The 16,901-nt window shown below is 59.2% G+C and carries 18 protein-coding genes; 5 read left to right on the top strand and 13 right to left on the bottom strand.

Annotated elements, in window-relative coordinates:
• Positions 1 to 3: 3 nt before the first annotated feature.
• The 4 genes from AB6B39_RS07875 to arfB all read right to left on the bottom strand — a co-directional run bounded on the left by AB6B39_RS07875 (position 4) and on the right by arfB (position 2,569).
• Entirely contained in the window at positions 4 to 318 is a 315-nt protein-coding gene (locus AB6B39_RS07875; RefSeq protein ID WP_371398490.1) for an FtsB family cell division protein, read from the bottom strand.
• Between the two features lie 82 nt (positions 319 to 400).
• Positions 401 to 1,678: a phosphopyruvate hydratase gene (gene eno / locus AB6B39_RS07870; RefSeq protein ID WP_284369779.1), complete on the bottom strand. Its 1,278-nt coding sequence runs from the start codon at positions 1,676 to 1,678 to the stop codon at positions 401 to 403.
• A 147-nt stretch (positions 1,679 to 1,825) separates the two neighbouring features.
• The gene (gene rpmF, locus AB6B39_RS07865; protein WP_284369147.1) at positions 1,826 to 2,005 is read right to left on the bottom strand and encodes a 50S ribosomal protein L32; all 180 of its coding nucleotides are present in this window, start codon (positions 2,003 to 2,005) and stop codon (positions 1,826 to 1,828) included.
• A 135-nt stretch (positions 2,006 to 2,140) separates the two neighbouring features.
• Positions 2,141 to 2,569: an alternative ribosome rescue aminoacyl-tRNA hydrolase ArfB gene (arfB, locus tag AB6B39_RS07860; protein ID WP_284369148.1), complete on the bottom strand. Its 429-nt coding sequence runs from the start codon at positions 2,567 to 2,569 to the stop codon at positions 2,141 to 2,143.
• 72 nt (positions 2,570 to 2,641) lie between these two features.
• On the opposite strand from arfB, the gene AB6B39_RS07855 reads away from it, so the two are divergent.
• The 3 genes from AB6B39_RS07855 to AB6B39_RS07845 all read left to right on the top strand — a co-directional run bounded on the left by AB6B39_RS07855 (position 2,642) and on the right by AB6B39_RS07845 (position 6,969).
• On the top strand, positions 2,642 to 5,488 hold the full coding sequence (locus AB6B39_RS07855; RefSeq protein ID WP_284369149.1) for a M16 family metallopeptidase: 2,847 nt from the start codon (positions 2,642 to 2,644) through the stop codon (positions 5,486 to 5,488).
• 209 nt (positions 5,489 to 5,697) lie between these two features.
• Positions 5,698 to 6,246 carry a hypothetical protein gene (locus tag AB6B39_RS07850; RefSeq protein WP_371398489.1) on the top strand — a complete coding sequence of 183 codons (549 nt, stop codon included), beginning with the start codon at positions 5,698 to 5,700 and terminating at the stop codon, positions 6,244 to 6,246.
• 132 nt (positions 6,247 to 6,378) lie between these two features.
• The gene (locus AB6B39_RS07845) at positions 6,379 to 6,969 is read left to right on the top strand and encodes a hypothetical protein (RefSeq protein WP_284369151.1); all 591 of its coding nucleotides are present in this window, start codon (positions 6,379 to 6,381) and stop codon (positions 6,967 to 6,969) included.
• 34 nt (positions 6,970 to 7,003) lie between these two features.
• On the opposite strand, the gene AB6B39_RS07840 is transcribed toward AB6B39_RS07845, so the two are convergent.
• The 9 genes from AB6B39_RS07840 to AB6B39_RS07800 form a co-directional block, all read right to left on the bottom strand.
• The gene (locus AB6B39_RS07840) at positions 7,004 to 7,846 is read right to left on the bottom strand and encodes an aspartyl/asparaginyl beta-hydroxylase domain-containing protein (RefSeq protein WP_284369152.1); all 843 of its coding nucleotides are present in this window, start codon (positions 7,844 to 7,846) and stop codon (positions 7,004 to 7,006) included.
• Positions 7,847 to 7,906: 60 nt separating this feature from the next.
• Complete coding sequence (locus tag AB6B39_RS07835) at positions 7,907 to 8,707, bottom strand: NTP transferase domain-containing protein (RefSeq protein ID WP_284369153.1); 801 nt, start codon at positions 8,705 to 8,707, stop codon at positions 7,907 to 7,909.
• On the bottom strand, positions 8,704 to 9,723 hold the full coding sequence (locus tag AB6B39_RS07830; RefSeq protein ID WP_284369154.1) for a hypothetical protein: 1,020 nt from the start codon (positions 9,721 to 9,723) through the stop codon (positions 8,704 to 8,706). Before AB6B39_RS07830 ends, AB6B39_RS07835 begins: the two co-directional genes overlap by 4 nt.
• 180 nt (positions 9,724 to 9,903) lie before the next feature.
• Positions 9,904 to 10,557, bottom strand: coding sequence for an HAD family hydrolase (locus AB6B39_RS07825; RefSeq protein ID WP_284369155.1), 654 nt, complete (start codon positions 10,555 to 10,557; stop codon positions 9,904 to 9,906).
• Between the two features lies 1 nt (position 10,558).
• Positions 10,559 to 11,953: a lipopolysaccharide biosynthesis protein gene (locus tag AB6B39_RS07820; RefSeq protein WP_284369156.1), complete on the bottom strand. Its 1,395-nt coding sequence runs from the start codon at positions 11,951 to 11,953 to the stop codon at positions 10,559 to 10,561.
• Positions 11,954 to 11,955: 2 nt separating this feature from the next.
• On the bottom strand, positions 11,956 to 12,705 hold the full coding sequence (locus AB6B39_RS07815) for a nucleotidyltransferase family protein (protein WP_284369157.1): 750 nt from the start codon (positions 12,703 to 12,705) through the stop codon (positions 11,956 to 11,958).
• Positions 12,702 to 13,196 carry a hypothetical protein gene (locus AB6B39_RS07810; protein ID WP_371398488.1) on the bottom strand — a complete coding sequence of 165 codons (495 nt, stop codon included), beginning with the start codon at positions 13,194 to 13,196 and terminating at the stop codon, positions 12,702 to 12,704. The genes AB6B39_RS07815 and AB6B39_RS07810 overlap by 4 nt, the downstream gene beginning before the upstream one ends.
• 49 nt (positions 13,197 to 13,245) lie before the next feature.
• On the bottom strand, positions 13,246 to 13,854 hold the full coding sequence (locus AB6B39_RS07805; RefSeq protein ID WP_371398487.1) for a hypothetical protein: 609 nt from the start codon (positions 13,852 to 13,854) through the stop codon (positions 13,246 to 13,248).
• A 54-nt stretch (positions 13,855 to 13,908) separates the two neighbouring features.
• On the bottom strand, positions 13,909 to 14,490 hold the full coding sequence (locus AB6B39_RS07800) for a DUF2141 domain-containing protein (protein ID WP_284369159.1): 582 nt from the start codon (positions 14,488 to 14,490) through the stop codon (positions 13,909 to 13,911).
• Between the two features lie 110 nt (positions 14,491 to 14,600).
• Here AB6B39_RS07800 and AB6B39_RS07795 point away from each other — a divergent pair, with 110 nt between their 5' ends.
• Both AB6B39_RS07795 and AB6B39_RS07790 read left to right on the top strand, forming a co-directional pair.
• Complete coding sequence (locus AB6B39_RS07795; RefSeq protein WP_284369160.1) at positions 14,601 to 15,824, top strand: LptF/LptG family permease; 1,224 nt, start codon at positions 14,601 to 14,603, stop codon at positions 15,822 to 15,824.
• Positions 15,817 to 16,896, top strand: a complete 1,080-nt coding sequence (locus tag AB6B39_RS07790; protein ID WP_284369161.1) for an LptF/LptG family permease — start codon at positions 15,817 to 15,819, stop codon at positions 16,894 to 16,896. The genes AB6B39_RS07795 and AB6B39_RS07790 overlap by 8 nt, the downstream gene beginning before the upstream one ends.
• Positions 16,897 to 16,901 lie beyond the last annotated feature (5 nt).

The following is a 16,901-nucleotide window of genomic DNA, read 5'->3' as shown; positions in this document are numbered from 1 at the left end:
GCGCTAAGGGTCAAGCCATATTGTGATTTCGCCGGGTTTTGCCACGAACAATGTCCGGCGCGCTTCGATATCCAGCGTATCGAGATCAAGCGAAGTCGAGGCGAGCAGGTCGACATCGGCCTGCAGGGCGTCCCGCTTCGCCTGCAACGCGGCCAGTCGGGCCTCGAGTTGTTCGGCCTTGGCCGAGTTTTCGGCCCAGCGCACAATACCCTGCGAACCGGAAAAGGCATGGAAACCGAGATAGAGGTAGAGCATGAGCAGCGCCGCTACAGGCGCGCGACGCTTCATATCCGGCAATGTCGGTCTGGGCAGGCGCATCACACGCCACCATGAACCCAACAGGGTTTACGCCCTGTAAAGAGGAGCGCCCAAACGCCGCCTGATCGGCGTTTCAACCGGATCAGCGTTTCAGAACAGATCGCCCGGCATAATGCGCCATCTCGCCCAGCTCTTCTTCGATACGTAAGAGCTGGTTGTATTTGGCGAGCCTGTCGGACCGGGCCAGGCTGCCTGTCTTGATCTGACCGCAATTGGTCGCGACCGCGAGGTCGGCGATCGTCGTGTCCGACGTTTCGCCCGAACGATGGCTCATCACGGCTGTAAATCCGGCCCGGTGCGCCATATCGACAGCGTCGAGCGTTTCGGAGAGAGTCCCGATTTGATTGACCTTGACCAGAATGGAGTTGGCCGCCCCCGTATCGATGCCGGACTGCAGGCGTTTCGGATTGGTCACGAACAGATCGTCACCGACAAGCTGAACCCGGTCGCCGATCATGCTGTTGAGATGCACCCAGCCGGTCCAGTCATCCTCTGCCATCGCATCTTCGATCGAAATGATCGGATAGTCTTCGCTCAGCTGCGCCAGATAGTCGGCAAATTCGTTCGAGCTGAGGCTCTTGCCCTCGCCGCGCAGCTCATAGCGGCCATCCTCGAAAAACTCGGTCGATGCGACGTCGAGCGCGAGGAACACATCGTCGCCGACCTTGTAGCCCGCCGCAGCGATGGCTTTGACGATATAGTCGAGCGCATCGCGTGTCGATGACAGGTTGGGCGCGAACCCCCCTTCATCACCGACATTGGTATTGTGCCCGTCAGCTTTCAGCTGGGCTTTCAGCGCATGGAAGATTTCCGCACCGCAGCGCAACGCATCGGAGAAGCTTTCGGCACCGACCGGCATGATCATGAATTCCTGAATATCGATCGGATTGTCGGCATGTTCACCACCATTGATGATATTCATCATCGGTACGGGCAGCACATGGGCATTGGCTCCGCCGACATAACGGTAGAGTGGAACCTGCAAACTGTCGGCGACAGCCTTGGCGAGGGCGAGGCTGACACCGAGCATGGCGTTCGCGCCGAGTCGGCCCTTATTTTCAGTCCCGTCCAGCACTTTCAGGATTTCGTCGATGCCCCGCTGATTTTCAGCGTCCAGCCCTTCGAGCGTGTCGGCGATTTCCGTATTCACGTTCATGACGGCCTTGAGAACGCCCTTGCCGAGATAGCGCTCCGTGTCGCCGTCGCGCAGTTCGACGGCCTCATGCGCGCCTGTCGAAGCGCCGCTTGGGACGGCTGCCCGCCCGAACGCCCCGTCACTCAGGGTAATATCCACTTCGAGCGTCGGATTGCCCCGACTGTCCAAGATTTCGCGGGCATGTATGGTTTCGATCTCGATCATGCGGCGCGAATTAGTCCCATCACGGATGGAGTCAACCGCACAGCCCGGTTCAGGACAGGCCCAGACAGAAAAACCCGACACGCAGGCGTGCCGGGTTAATTCGAACGAATGTGCGCGATCCGGTTTCCCGGTCGCGTTATCGAAAGGCTAGTCTTTGGCCTTCAGGACCTGACGGCCTTTATACATGCCGCTTTTCAGGTCGATATGGTGCGGACGGCGCAGTTCGCCGCTGTCCTTGTCCTCGACATAGGTCGGGTTGTTCAGACGGTCGTGCGCGCGACGCATGCCACGGCGCGAATTGCTGATCTTACTCTTAGGGACCGCCATGGTCGCCTCCATCATCTCAAAACGTAGAAACGGCCTCACACCTGCTAGAGAGGGACGAGGCCGCATGCATCGGCGCGCCCCTTAGCGAGTCGCACGGCGCGGCGCAAGTGTCAGCGACACGTTCCGGCCTGAGTATTACTGCCAGTCCCGGACCGGTCCACGCAAGGATTTGATTTCCGCGCGGTGTTTGCGGGCCTTTACGGCGCGCCGCACGGCGCTGCGTGAGGGGCGGGTCTTGCGGCGTGGCTTGTCACGATGCAGCGCCTTTTGCAGAAGCCGCGCCAGCCGGTCCATCGCCTCATCCTGATTGCGGTGAAAGCTGCGGTGCGTCGAGACGTGTATGATGACAGCGCGCTGACTTTCGCTGATCCGCGAGTCGGCATGTTTCAGCACCCGGTCCCGCAGCCCGTCCGGCCAGCCGAACGCATCGACATAGGCTCTCAACTGCGCCGCCGAATTAGTCTTGTTGACCGACTGCCCGCCCGGCCCGGTGCCCTTGACGGCATCGACGCTGATCGCGCTGGCCGGAACCATCAGCCCGTTGCGTATGTGGAGATCATCCATGGATCAGCCCTAGCATTCGCCGATCCCGCCGACTATAGACGGAATTTATCGATAATCGTTATGAGTGCCATCATGAAACGCCATGCCCTCCTCTTTGCCTCCGCTCTTGCGCTTGCTGCCTGTACAGCGGCCAGCGACCCCGCAACCGACGTCACCGAAGCGACGCCCGCCGAGATGGCCACATCCGAGGCCCTGCCCCAGCTGGAGTTCGAGAAATTCACGCTGGATAACGGACTCGACGTGATCCTGCATGTCGACAAGTCCGACCCCATCGTTGCCATCAATCTGGCCGCCCATGTCGGCTCGGCGCGGGAGCTGACGGGCAAGACGGGCTTCGCCCATCTGTTCGAGCACCTCCTGTTCCTTGATTCCGAAAATCTCGGCTATGGCGGTCTGGACCTGATGAACACGCGGATCGGCGGCGAAGGTACGAACGGCTTCACCACCACGGACATGACGCAATATTTTCAGGCCGTCCCGGCGGATGCGCTTGAAAAAGTGATCTGGGCCGAAGCCGACAAGCTAGGCTGGTTCATCAATACGGTGAACCAGAATGTCATCGACCGCGAAAAGCAGGTGGTGAAGAACGAAAAGCGCCAGCGCGTCGACAATCAGCCATACGGTCATAATTTCTACGTGATCGGCAAAGCGATCTATCCAGAAGGCCACCCCTATCATCACACAGTGATCGGCTCGCTCGAGGATCTGGAAAATGCGACGCTGCAGGACACGAAGGACTTCTTTGCCAAATGGTACACGCCGCAGAACGTCACAGTGACGATCACAGGCGATTTCGATCCAGCGGAAGCCCGCAGCCTGGTCGAAAAATATTTCGGCGAAATCCCGGCTGGTGAGACGCAGCCGGAACGCACGGTCGAGAATCCGACTCTGACCGAAACGATCAGCCTGCTGCATGAAGACAATTTCGCCAAGCTGCCGCGTCTGACCATGGTCTGGCCGACCGTACCGGAATATCATCCGGACTCCTACGCCCTGTCGGTCCTGATGACCTATCTGACCGAAGGTAAACGCGCGCCCTTCAACGAGGTCCTGATTGACGAAGAGCAACTGACCACCGGCGTGAGCGGTTTCACCTATGAAAAGGAGCTGGCTGGCGAGGTCTATCTGTCCCTGTCTCCCAAAGCCGGCGAGGATATTGACGATCTGGTACCCGCCATTGCGACCGCTTTTGCCCGGTTCGAGGAAAACGGTATTCCCGAAGAGGCGCTGGACCGCATCAAGACGGTCGCCGAAGTCTCTGTTTATGACGAAGTCCAGAGCGCTCTCGGCAAGGCGATCGCCCTGGCCGAATACAACCTCTTCCGCGACGATCCGGGCTATCTGGATGACGACATTGCGGCGCTACGGGCCGTCACCGCGGACAATGTGATGGATGTCTATAACCGCTACATCAAGGACAAGCCCTATGTCGCGACCTCCTTCGTGCCCAAGGGCTCGCCGGAACTCGGACTGGAAGGCGCGGAAATCGCCGAAGTGGTCGAGGAAGTCGTCGTCCAGGGTGCCGAAGCCGATGTGCCCTACGACCCGGATGCGCGTGTCTTCGAACCTACACCGTCAGCCTTCGACCGCACGGTCGAGCCGCCTTTTGGCGAGGCTTACACATTGCCCGTTCCGAGCATCTGGACAACTGAGGCCGCCAATGGTCTGGAGATTGTCGGCATTCAGTCCGACGAAGTGCCGTTGATCGAATTTTCGATCGATTTCGACGCAGGCAAGAACCGCGCCACGTCCGACAAGCCTGGTGTGGCTGCCATGATGGGCGATCTGTTGATGAAGGGCGCGGGCGATCTCGACACAGCCGGGTTCGAAGAAGCCCTCGGCAATCTCGGCTCCAGCGTCAGCGTCTCGACCGGCAACCGTTTCACCACAATTCGCGGCAAGACGCTCGCGCGCAACCTTGATGCCACAGTCGCGCTGATCGACGACATGATCAATGCGCCTGCTTTCGACGAAGCTGAGTTCGAAACCCTGCGCGAGCAATATGCGCAGGGCGCGGTCGCTGCGCAGGCCAATCCGAACTTCCTTGCCTCTCAGGCGGAAGCGCGTCTCACCTATCCCGCCGAGAGTGCGCTATCCGTTGCCGGATCGGGATCGGAAGACCAAATCCGGGCGGTCACACTGGACGATCTGAAAGCCTTCCATACCAATTATATGGATGTCTCGACGGCGACGCTGAACATTGTCGGTGATTATGAGGAGGCTGACATACTTAGCGTCTTTGGCGGCATCGATGATCCGGTCGAGGGCGACCTCACGCCGAAGCCGCGCCCGGCCATGGCCCCTGTCGATGAAACCGTCATCTATTTCCATGATGTGCCAGAGGCCAAGCAATCCGTCATCCGCATGGCCCGGCCAGCGGTGACATCGACCGATCCGGACTATCCGATCCTTGACGCGCTCAACTTCCCGCTTGGCGGCATCTACACCTCGAAGCTGATGACGGAACTCCGCGTCAATAAGGGTTATACTTATGGCATCGGCTCGGGCGCGGCCGCCGATAAGGATACGGGTTCCTTCGTCGTGCGCACATCCGTGCGGACCAATGCGACCAAGGAAAGCCTGGAACTGATCCGCGATATCGTCGCTGACCATGGTCGCACCATGACCGAAGCCGAACTGTCCGAAATGCAGGAATCGCTGATGCGCGGTCAGGCGCTGGAGACGGAGACGCTCGGCGACAAGTTGGGTCTGGTGCAGGACATCAGCCGCAACGACCTGCCTGCCGACATCAAGGCCCGGCGCATGGCGCGCGTTCAGGGCATGACGCTCGACGATGCGGTCCGCGTATCCGAAGCGCATATCCGCCCTGATGCCATGCGCATCATTGTGGTCGGTGACGCCGCCAGCCAGAAAGCCCGACTGGAAGAGCTGGGCTACGAGGTTGTCGACCTGAATTGATCGGAGCCCAACATGCTGCTGCGCCGCATAGCCGAACATCTGGAGGAACAGAACTGGACGGCTGTGTTGCTCGATCTTCTGATCGTCGTATTCGGTGTCTTCCTGGGCATCCAGTTCGCCAACTGGAACAGCGTTCGGGCGACTCGCGGGCCGAGCGGGCCATTCTGGAGCGGCTGCAGGCCGACGTTGCGCAGATGCAAGCGGCGGATTTGGCGGCGACCGAACTGTTTCTGCAATACCGACTGTCGAATCTGCTCTCCGCGCGTCGTGTGATTTTCGGCATAGAGGATCGGGCAGAGCTGACCCACGACGAATGTCAGGCCATCGGTTTCAGCCACTACCCATTGGTCGGCGTCGGTGGTCTTCCCATTCTGGAAGAACTCAAGGCCACGGGTCAGATGGGGCTGATCCGCGATCCGGATATCGTCCGCGCCATATCCAAACTGACCGAATTGTGGGAGACTGGCCGGGTAATTGACGAGTCTAACCGCGGGAAAATCACTTTGTTGTCGCGTGCGTTTCCAGACATGATCGTCATGGATCTAGATAGTGGAAAGACGACCCTCTCGGATTTCGAGATCGATCCATATGATCCCGTCTATCTCTGCGACACGGCGGCCATGGGAGCTGATACAGCCTTCAAAAATGCGTTTGGGGAAAACGTCACCCTTCAATTCTCGTTGCTTGAGATCAGCATCGAACCGTTACGTCAGTCCCTGAAAGACCTGAGTGCCGCCCTGCAACAAGGCCAGGAATGACGGCGTTTCGACAGAAGTGATCCGAAACCCGACACAGCATCATGACACTCGAAGCCATCAATCATATCGACCAGACCTTCTCCGTCATCGCTATTATCGATGACGTTGAAAACCGGAATCAAGATAGTGAAAATGACTGAACAGATGTCCACTCTAGAAACAGACGTGATACTTCAACAGGCGCCCACGGAGTCGACGGCGATGCTGTTGAGGAAATCTCGTCTCGAAGTGATCGCTCTTTTCGCCGAAATCATCGCCGCATTGGCCGTCGTCCTGTCCGTCATTTATCTCGCCATGCAGATGTCGGCCAACAACAAACTTCTGCAGAGTCAAAGCACGAACAATATGATGGCATCAATCCATGCGAATATGCTGCAAATCGCAACGAATCCCGAATTCGCAGCCCTCACGGTCAGATGCGCCCAAAACCCCTACGCAGTTAGCGAAGTCGAATGGCTAAGGTGTGCGAGCTACTACCACGCAACGATGGATCAGTGGGAATACGCCTTCAACCAATACCATAGCGGCGCCATGCCCCCTGACTACTGGAGTGGCATCGATGCCGGAATCAAACACTTCTCAACGGCAGAAATGGGGTTTCAACGCTTCTGGCAGGAACGTTCAAACTTCTATGGCCGTGATTTTTTCGCTTACGCCGATCCGATCATCCCGAAAATTTCTCCACCGGAACCCATGACCCCCCGATCAGAGGACTCACAGTAACCGTCGACGCACCTCCCCGAAGCACGATCCTGTTCTACCCCGCCGGGTCGCTCATCGCCTCCATATTGGCGTCGGCCTGACGGATCGCGGCTTCCATGCGGTCCTCGGCCGATTGCAGGTTCTTTTTCGGGTCCTGATAGAAGGCCGTCAGCTTCATGATCTGCAGGAAGGTCTTGTTGAGCAGACGCCCGCCAAATTTCATCGGGCGGTCGAAATCGAACAGCAGAATGACGCGTTCTTCGTCTGTGTCGTTCCAGACTTCATGCTCATACGTGTCGTCGAAGACGAAGATTTCCCCCTCTTTCCAGGCCGTGATCGTGTCATCGACACGAATGCGGCACTTCTCCCGATCCTTGGGAATGATCAGGCCGATATGACTACGCAGAATACCCTTGGTAACGCCTTTATGGGCCGGAATATGATAGCCGGGGGCGAGGATCGAGAACATCGCGGTCTGCAGGTTCGGGACGTTCGCTAGCAGGTCCGCCGTCTTGGGTGTCAGCTTGGTGTTGGTCTCCATGCGCTGACCGAAACCGTACAGGATGAAAGTCTTCCAATTTTTCGCCTGTGACAGGCGGTACTGATCCGGGGACAGTTCATGAAAGGCCGGAATATCGTCGCGGAAAGCCAGAACGGCTTTCGCCTCGTCGCGAATGGTTTCCCAGTTATCTGTGAAGATATGCAGCCAGGGGAAGTGCGCATTGTCAATCTTGGGTGTGTCCGGCACTATGGACTGTGCAGCCTGATAGCCCGCAATCTTGCGCACCAGTTTCTTGCCATTGCGTTTGACCCATGCCCGGCGACCTTTCTTCAGGTGAGCAGGTTTTTCGGGACGTGCATCTGCCGCGGGTGCAGTGTCTGTTTCGGCATCGGTCATGACGCGGTGCTTTAATTCAGCCCGCCCGGCCCGTCCACGCCGGAATCCGCCCCATCTCCGTCAGGACGCAGCCAGGCGCCGCCGTTCTGCTAGCACTTCACGAGCGATCCGCTCGGTACGCTCATTGTCGACATCGATCGGCGCTTCGGCAAAGGGCATGATGATCGGCACGACCGTGACGCGAAATCGCTTCGACAAGCGGGCGAACACGTCATCCAGCGTGACCAGCGTATAATGATACATGAGCAGATTGATCAGGCCGAAAGCCTTGAAAATACGGGCTTTCGATTTGCCGAACTGGCCGCCACCGCGAAACGCTTCCGCTGCCGCGACAGATTGCGGTGTCCGCAACCCGAACAGGTTGCAGTTGGAGTATTTCCCGTCCTTGAATGTATAGGGTCGCCGCTGACCGTCCGGATATTTCGCCCAGATCACTTCCGCCGGTGTCAGTGCCACGGCGACATCGCAATCCGCGTCTTCGAAATTGACGCAGAAGTGATCGACCATCTCCACCGTCTGCAAGGCATTGTCCGCTGTACAGATGATGATCGGAAACCGCGTCCGGTCCGCCATCGCATCCTTGACGCTTTCGAACAGATTGTCAGAGCTTTGCAAAATCGTGACGGGTTTGCCCAGACTGCCGTCATGGATCATAATCACATCGTCCAGCGCAGCCGGGTCATCGATCGAAATGAAAATGTCCCGCACATGAGCCGATCCGGCGAGCGAACGAAGCACCAGCTCGATCATCGGGCCCCCATCCATCTCGATCAGGCATTTATGCGATACGCCCGCCTTGACCGCGAGCGGGTCCTCCACGCCGGGGCGGCGTGCGGCCAGAACCAGGGCTGAAACGCTCATGATTCTGCTCCTCGGACATACTCGGTTATCACGCCCTGGCGCAGCAGAGAGCCGGTCAGGATCGTTTCGATCAACTCGGCATGGCTGTGTCCCAGGCTGCGCCAGCTACTGGCGACCGTCTTCTTGGACCAGAGGTTACAGCTCATATTCAGCTCGATGAAGGAAAACGCACCTGTTTCAGGTACATATTTGAATTCGAAGCGGCCAAAGTCGAATGGCCAGATTTCCGGCATCAGCTTCTGCACGTCCGCAAGGATATGATCCGACAGGCGGCTATCATCGCAGACACGCCATTCCGTATTGGATTCCCGGAACCGCTTCTCCTGATAGGTCCGCAGGCGCAAATCCTCGCCGTCATAGATCATGACCGGCAGGAAGGCTGGCATCCCGTCAGCGCCGGGCACGACTGGAACCGCCATTTCGATCCCATCGACAAAGCGTTCCACAATGACGTCGTGGCGATCGTCTTCCGCCATCAGCTCGGCCATATGAGCTTTCGCGTCCGCCCAGTCGGCGCATTTTTTCACGCCCCATGAGGCTGAACTGGCATTCGGCTTGACCATCATCGGGCCATCCGCAAAGGGCTGCGGATCCTGCGGTACACCGCCATAGCGATAGATCGCACTGTCCGGTGTCGTGACGCCGCGGGCCCGCGCGCAAAGCTTGGTCAGATGTTTGTCGTCACCCACGCCGCGCAGGATCGGCGAAGCGCCGAGATGCGGAACATCGCGCCAGACGCTGAAAAGCGGCCCGAACATTTCCGAATTTTTGAATCCGCCCCGATTGAGCATGGTGAAGAGGAAGTCGTAATCCGGCTGCGCGAACAGATCCGAATAACGGCTGCCAACCGACAAATTCGGGACAATCTGCTCCAGCACTTGCCGCAATTCATGATGATAGACGGCATGCAACCCGTCTTCGGAATCCATGCTGCCATCGCCCAACGCATGCTTGGCCAGAAACATCACCTTGAGGCGATGTCTGTCCGCATCTGTCAGTTTAAGCCGCAGGTCCACGTGGCACTTTCCTGAAGAGGAAGACGTACGCCTTCCAGACTTTCGCGCTCGAAAGAGAGCGGTCGTCTCCAATTTTTATCGTTCGGATATTCCACGCTGGCCGAAGGCCATTAATGCGTCATCCAAATCGTCTTTAACATTTTTACGCGCCGTGTTTAGTCAATTTGGCGTTACAAAACACTACCAGATTTCGAAATTCATGCGTTGCGCGTAGTCACGCGTCTTGCGTTTCGGCGCGACAATGATCGCCTTGTCGGCAAATTCCAGCATCGGCGCATCGGCGCGACTGTCGGAATAGGCCGTTACATGGCTGGGCAACAGATTTCGCTCTGTAAGCAAGCCCTTGATCCGGTCCATCTTCTGCGTCCCGTAGCAATTGTCCGATGCGAAATGGTCGGCCAGACGGTCATCCTGAGTCCATGCCATGCGCGTCGAGACCTGTCCGTGTGCTCCGAGCGCTTCGCAGTAGCGCTCGACAAGCAAATCGACGGCAGCGCTGGCGATCAGGACGATGTCACCTGCCTGCTGATGCGCACGGAGCGCGTCGAGCACACGCAGGTTCAGCCCGTTCTGCATGTCGTCTGCGATCAATGCGTCGGCAACGTCGCTCAGCTCTTCCCGCGTGCGCCCGACCATGGACCGCCGCATCATCGCCGTCTTCACGGCGATGCGCGGAACAGCGCCGCGTTTGTAACGCAACTGCGTCCAGCCAGCCGCCAGAAGCAGCGGCGGCAGGCCGAGGGGCCGGGCTTTCATGCTGCGCAGGACAAACCGACCCCACGTGCCTTGGCGCGTGAGCGTGTAATCAAGATCGAAAATAGCCAGACGGGTCATGTCAAACCTTGCTTTCCGATGTAACGTCCGCGGGCATGCGGGCCGAGCGCAGGGCACTGCGCGCGGCGAAAACCAGGACGATCACAGCGAAACTATTGGCTGCAAGCGACGCAAAGCCGGGCGCGAGCCGGCCGATGGTGGCCGCTGCAAACAGGAAGGTCGCAATATAGACGCACAAGGCTGCACCGCGAGTCATAATGGCGCGTCCCGGACGGTCGGTCGCATAGAAGATCGGATAGAGAGGAGCTGCCGCGCCCATCAGCGCCGCAGCTGGCACGAGAAGACCGGCCAATGGCACGGCCTGCGCATAATCAGGCCCGAAGATCGCGGTCAGGACCGCCTCGCCGAACAGGAAGATCAGCGCCGAAAATGCCAGACCGATGCCGAGTAATATGCCTGCAGCCCGCGTCACGATGCGCCAGATCTTGTCCGACTGATCGAGGCTGACCAGTTTGGCCAATTCGGGATAGATGACCTGATCCAGCAGCTTGAACCCTTCCGTCAGGAGCTTGGCTACTTCCTCGGCGATCTTGAACACACCGTTCCAGACTGGTCCGAACAGGGCCATGACCAGTAGTTGCGGCAGATGCATGACCCCTGTGGCCAGGGTCGAATCGACATTGGACTTGATAACGAAGGCCCAGATCGGACGATGCGGCCTGAAGAAACGCGTCTTGGTCCGCCAAACCTCGCCCAGCAGGCCGCGACGATGAAGCTCGATACCCCCGGCGACCCAAAGGAAGACATATTGTGCCAGCGAGCCAGAAAACCAGGCTGCAACGAAGCCCGTCAGGCCCCATCCCTGCGACGCCGCCAAGACCGCGCCGCCAAACCGCACGATCGGCAGAATGAGCGCTTCGACGGCCAGAATGGAGAATTTGTCGAACAGTCGGAAAACCCCGATCGAGGTGCTCGTAAACCGCGCCAGAATGACTAGACAGTAGAGGGTGACCAGCGTCTGTAACGCGTCGATATCAACACCCTCGCCCGGTGACAGGCCCGGCAGCGCATCGGCGATCATCACGACGAGGCTGAACGCGCCGATCGCCAGCAGATAGCCCAGCAAGACAGATACGATATCGAGCGTATAGCCGAAGCGCAGCAGCCGCGTCAGGCTGGCGCGGTCGCTATTGGTGATATCGTCCGTGCCGAAGCGGATGATGGACTGCCAGCTTTGGAAGGTCGCGACCTCCGCAAAGAACAGCATATAGGCGTGCAGGAACACGATCGTGCCGAACTCCGCAGCCGTCAGCGTCTTGGTCGCGATCAGCAAGGTCCCGATACCGAGCAGCGTGCCGACGATTTTTGCCCCCAGCAAGAGGCCGGTATTGGAGGCGATCCGCCGCCCGATCCCGGTTGTCGTGCGCGTATCCAGCGTATTCGGGCGCAATGCCACGCTCAGACGGCTTTCTGACGTCGCAACAGAATATCTTCGACCAGTGCCAGATCGGCCGGACTATCGACGTCGATCGCGGCCTCGGCATGGTCGAGCAGGACAGGGGCAGCCACAGCGCCGATGCGCTGGCTGCCATAGGCAAACGCATCCTTCATCGTCAGACGCCCGAGCGCATAGCGGATCGTGATGCGCGTGCCGATCTTGCTCGCCAATTTCAGGGGCTGCTTGCGCAGATGCTGCGCATCGCGCCAGAACTCGATCGCCGCCAGTCCAGCTGCGTTGCGAATGTAGAAGAGGTTGCAGCCGCTGACGGCAACATCGCGAAAACAGAGATAGGTTCGCTTCGTTTCGGGATAGCGCGCCTGGATCGTCTCCCGGCTCGCAAGTCCGACGGCGAAATCAGCGCCCGAGGCCTCCGCACCGGCGAGGAAGTCCCGCACCATATCCGGTGTCAGCAGCGCGTGATCGCAGGTCGTCATCAGCACGGGAAACGTGCCTGCTCCGACGGCCATCATGGCGCTGTCGGCTGGGCCGCATCCGCCTTCGGCGCGTTCGAAGCCCTCTCGTGCGTGTGGATAGCCGGACAGAATGTAAGGCTGGGTCAGTCCTGCCTCACTCAGAGCTCCGGCCACGCGGTCCAGCATTGGCACGCCCGCAATCGGGATATCCGCCTTGAACGGCACGTCGGCATGGATACAGAGCGCATCCGGCCCAGGGCGCTGACCGGCGAGAATGATCGTCCGCCGGCTCACAGGTCAGCCTCGACCATCCGGTAGGTCTTGTAGAGATCCGCTCCGACCATGTCACAGATCGCGCTCATGCTGCGATTGCCTTCCAGGATCCAGGACAGCTCGCACTGCTTATAGCCCTGCGCTTGGCCAGCATCGAAAGCGCGTGAGCAGATTTCCGTCGTCAGGGCCACACCGCGCCGTCCCTTATGAAATTCGCGCTTGAGCCCCATCAGCGGCACCCGACCCCGATCGACCTGTCTGGCCTTCAGACGGTAGAGCAGCCGGGCCCAGTTGAAGGGAAGCAGACGCCCCTCAAAACCTTCGACCAGAGCATTGACGTCCGGAATCATCCAGATGAAGCTGGCAGGCTGTCCGTCAATGAAACCGAGCTGGAACCCGTCCCGGAACATGATCGGCTTCATCTCTTTTGCCATGTGCAGAAATTGCGTTTCCGAGAAGGGCACGAACCCCCAATTGCCGGACCAGGCATCGTTGAAGATATCGAGCGCCATTCGGGCGTCGCCGGCAAAGTCACGCCCCAGCGTGCGCCAGCTCAGCCCATCATCCCGCTCGGCGAACGCCCGTAGAATTCTGCACCAATCTGTTGGTCGGTGCGCCTTTGGTCAGGTCCGCGCGGTAGGCATAAAGGTCGACGGCCTTGGTAAATCCGTTGCGCGTAACGGCGTCGAGCTGATGCGGATGACCGTAAGGCATCATGACGGCGGGCGGATGCCCATAGCCATCGACCAGCAGGCCGACTTCCTCATTGACGCTCCACATGGCAGGGCCAACCATGCGCTGCCGACCCTCAGCCCGACCCCAATCCTTTGCGGCGGAGAGTAGCGCATCGGACACATCGGGATCGTCGATACAATCGAAATAGCCGAAAAAGGCCGTCTCCCGACCATGCTCTGCGTCGTAGCGCGCATTTGTGAAGGCAGCGATGCGCCCGACGACATGGCCGTCGCGACGGGCGAGAAAGAAACGGGGCGTTACGCCTTGCAATGCCTGGTTCTTGGCGCCGAGCTGGGCGCGCCGTTCCATCCGCAACGGCGCACGCCACGCCGCTTCACCACCATAGAGGCTATAGGGAAGCTCCAGAAAGTCGGCCGACGCCGTCGCGGCGCTGCTGACCAGAATGTCCGTCAAGTCCGAAGCCGCATCCGCCATGCAAAACTGCTTGTTTCTCGTGTGCCAGTAAAGCGGACGCTTTGGCGGGTCTGATCAGCCCAGGTCAACCAGATTGATGACAATATCGACACCATCATGCGGCACGGTAAAGCGTGTTTCTTCCCATTTCGGAAGACGCAGCGACTTGATTTCCGGATTGTTCGACAGGCCGTAAGGCTCTTTGGGCTTGAAATTCCACTTCTTGTCGAGCTTCCGGTCCCCGTCCTTGTCATGATAGCCGACGACGGCATATTCGCCCGCTTCCGGAACATGGATGCAGACGCGCATCGGTCCGTCCTCGGCCGGTACGCGAATGCGGCGCAACTTGCCCGAACTGCGCATGAAATCCTTTTCGCCGAACAGTTCCAGTTTCAATATGCCCTCTTCGGTCACATTGTTCACCGTGATGCGGATTTGATGGAAGCCGAGAATGCAGCGATCAGCCGCGTCCCAGTCATAGAGCTCTAGCCCGCGCTCGATACCGATGGCAGAAAGGGCCGGTGCCTCGTCATCCGCGAAGGCGGGCGTGGCCAAGGCGGCACAGGTCGCGACGGTCGCAGCCAGTGGCAAACGTCCACGCTCGATCCGGCGAATTATTCTTTGGTAGGGTCTGTAGCAGTGATTTGCGTTCATCATGGCTTTTCAATAGGCCCCGGAAGATGAGTCCGACATGAACCATTCATGCGGGACGCCCTCTGGATATGGCGTGCTTCCGAGGTTATCAAAGTAGAAATCGCAGGAATCTGTTGGGACGTCTAAACACATATCTTTTCAAAAAGGCTGCGGTCGCCATTGGCGGGCTGGTCGTCTTTGCGTGTTGTGTGCTTCTGCTGGAGCGTCTGCTGCGCATTTTCGAGGTCGTGACAACCTCGACCAATCCGGCATCCGATGCAACCAACATGATCGTCGCGCTGCTGCCCTACTATCTGGGTATGGCCGTCCCGATGGCTCTCATGCTCGGTACGATCATCACGGTCGATCGGTTCTCGCGATCCTCGGAACTAACCGCCGCGCTGGGGGCCGGGGTCTCGCTGACCCATATGACCAAGCCCTTTCTGGCCGTCGCCGCCATCCTCGCTGTGAGCTCGGTCATCATCGAAGGCTGGCTACAGCCTCTGGGCCGCTACCAGTACCGATCGGTCGAGAATACGGTGAGGCAGACAAGCTTCACAGCCGCCTTGCGCGAGGGCACGTTCACGACGGTTGGCGACCGCACATTTTTCGGTGGCACGGACAAGCCGGACGCCGGTATCGGCCCGATCTTCATTTATGAGGCTGTCATCGACACGGACGGGACGCAGACGGGCTTTCGCCTGACCACGGCCAATGAAGGCGAACTCATAATCCGTGAGGAAACCGGCGCCCCGGTCCTGCAACTCGGTGCGGGCCGGGCCTATCAGATTACCGAGAATAGCCGCCTGTCCGGCGATCTGGGCTTTGGCGGATCCTCCATCGCCGGGGCGGCAACCGTCGTACCCTTCCGCGCGCGCGGCAATGATGAACGCGAACTCACCTCGGCGGAACTGTTCGAAAATCGTCGCGGCGACCAGCGCACAGAAATAACGCGCGACACGAACAATGCCGCGCTGCATCTGCGTATTGCCAAGACGCTGATGCTGTTCATCCTGCCCTTCATCGCCGTGCCTTTCGGGCTGAATTACGGGCGAAACCCCTCCTCTGCAGGCATATTCGTCGGCGTCGTCTTTCTTGTATCCCTGCAAAAAGCGCTCGAGTTCGCTCAGTCACTGGGGGCCGATGGCAAGATCCCCCCCTGGATCGGAATTTGGGGGTTGATGGCTGTGCTGGCAATCTTCGCCGCTATCATCTTCCGTCAGAGCGCCTTCAAGATGGGACAACCGCCACTGACATCCTTCGCGCAATGGATCAGTCACCTGCAAGGCGAAGCCCGCCGTCTGATCGCGCTGGTCCGCCAGCGCCTCCAAGGCCGCCCGGAGGGCCGCCATGTTTAAGTTCGCGCTCTATCTCTCGCGGTCCTTTCTGTTCACCTGGCTGACCGTCGTCTTCGGCTTTCTGGTGCTGATCGGCCTGCTCGACAGTCTTGCCAATGGCGCGGATATTGTTGCCAGCGGCGAAGGGTTTCGCGGGACGTTCAAGTATATGGCCCTGCGCGCCCCTGTCATTTTTGACCGGATCTTCGTCTTTACCCTCGTGGTCGCGATCCTGCTGACCTACGTCAAACTGATCCGGCAGCATGAACTTGTCGCCCTGCTCGGCTTTGGCATCAGTGCGACGCGGCAGGTTCTGCTGATGATCCCGGTCGTGCTGGGCGCGTCGCTCGCCTCTGTGACCTTCATCGACTACACAATGGCACCCGCCGTGCGCTCATTGCAGGCCTGGGGTATCGGCGAATATAAGATCAAGAATATCACAGCCGACAATCCGCTCTGGCTGGAAGATAATGGTGCGATCGTGCGCGCCACTGACCGCGAATCCTATGAGACGCTCGCCAAGCTCGAAATCTTCGAGCGCAATGGTCTGGGCGAAGTCCAGTCCGTGATCTGGGCCGACCGCGCCACCTTCACCGATCAGGGATGGACGCTGCAAGGCGTTCGTCGCCTCGATGTCGCGGGTGCAGACGGCGAGTCGCGCGAAGCCTATCCGGTCGAAGGGAGCGCCGTCTGGACCACGAACCAGACACCGACTTCGATCGCCCGACTGGCGGCTGAGCCGCGTGATCTGTCACTGTCCGAGATGCGCAATTTCATGCGACCGGGCAATAGCGGGGCAAAGCCCAGCTTCGCCTACGCCTTTTGGCATGCGCACCGCCTGACCCGTCCGCTGGCCGCTATTATTCTTCTGATCGCCTGCGCCGCGCTGATGCAGCGCACAGGACGGGAAGATACGGGCGACCGGACATTGATTCTTGGGATCACACTGGGTTTCATCTTCCTGATCATTGACGGGGCAATGGCAACATTTGCTGCGTCCGGCGGGATCGCCGTCCTCCCGGCCATTGCCATGCCCCTGCTTGCCTTTGGCTTGTTGTCCGCATTCCTTTTGACCCGTACGGAAGCCTTGTAGCCAAC

Origin of the sequence: Algimonas porphyrae, assembly GCF_041429795.1 — a bacterium.
Taxonomy (GTDB): domain Bacteria; phylum Pseudomonadota; class Alphaproteobacteria; order Caulobacterales; family Maricaulaceae; genus Litorimonas; species Litorimonas porphyrae.
Note: the sequence above shows the minus strand (reverse complement) of the source record. Positions and strands in the feature narration are given on the sequence as shown.

Excerpts from the sequence above, each read along its gene's own strand:
- AB6B39_RS07875 (WP_371398490.1), bottom strand. The coding sequence starts at position 318 with ATGCGCCTGCCCAGACCGACATTGCCGGATATGAAGCGTCGCGCGCCT.
- AB6B39_RS07800 (WP_284369159.1), bottom strand. The coding sequence starts at position 14,490 with ATGATGAACGCAAATCACTGCTACAGACCCTACCAAAGAATAATTCGC.
- arfB (WP_284369148.1), bottom strand. The coding sequence starts at position 2,569 with ATGGATGATCTCCACATACGCAACGGGCTGATGGTTCCGGCCAGCGCG.
- rpmF (WP_284369147.1), bottom strand. The coding sequence starts at position 2,005 with ATGGCGGTCCCTAAGAGTAAGATCAGCAATTCGCGCCGTGGCATGCGT.
- AB6B39_RS07845 (WP_284369151.1), top strand. The coding sequence starts at position 6,379 with ATGACTGAACAGATGTCCACTCTAGAAACAGACGTGATACTTCAACAG.
- eno (WP_284369779.1), bottom strand. The coding sequence starts at position 1,678 with ATGATCGAGATCGAAACCATACATGCCCGCGAAATCTTGGACAGTCGG.
- AB6B39_RS07855 (WP_284369149.1), top strand. The coding sequence starts at position 2,642 with ATGAAACGCCATGCCCTCCTCTTTGCCTCCGCTCTTGCGCTTGCTGCC.
- AB6B39_RS07835 (WP_284369153.1), bottom strand. The coding sequence starts at position 8,707 with ATGAGCGTTTCAGCCCTGGTTCTGGCCGCACGCCGCCCCGGCGTGGAG.
- AB6B39_RS07840 (WP_284369152.1), bottom strand. The coding sequence starts at position 7,846 with ATGACCGATGCCGAAACAGACACTGCACCCGCGGCAGATGCACGTCCC.
- AB6B39_RS07825 (WP_284369155.1), bottom strand. The coding sequence starts at position 10,557 with ATGACCCGTCTGGCTATTTTCGATCTTGATTACACGCTCACGCGCCAA.
- AB6B39_RS07790 (WP_284369161.1), top strand. The coding sequence starts at position 15,817 with ATGTTTAAGTTCGCGCTCTATCTCTCGCGGTCCTTTCTGTTCACCTGG.
- AB6B39_RS07805 (WP_371398487.1), bottom strand. The coding sequence starts at position 13,854 with ATGGCGGATGCGGCTTCGGACTTGACGGACATTCTGGTCAGCAGCGCC.
- AB6B39_RS07810 (WP_371398488.1), bottom strand. The coding sequence starts at position 13,196 with ATGGCGCTCGATATCTTCAACGATGCCTGGTCCGGCAATTGGGGGTTC.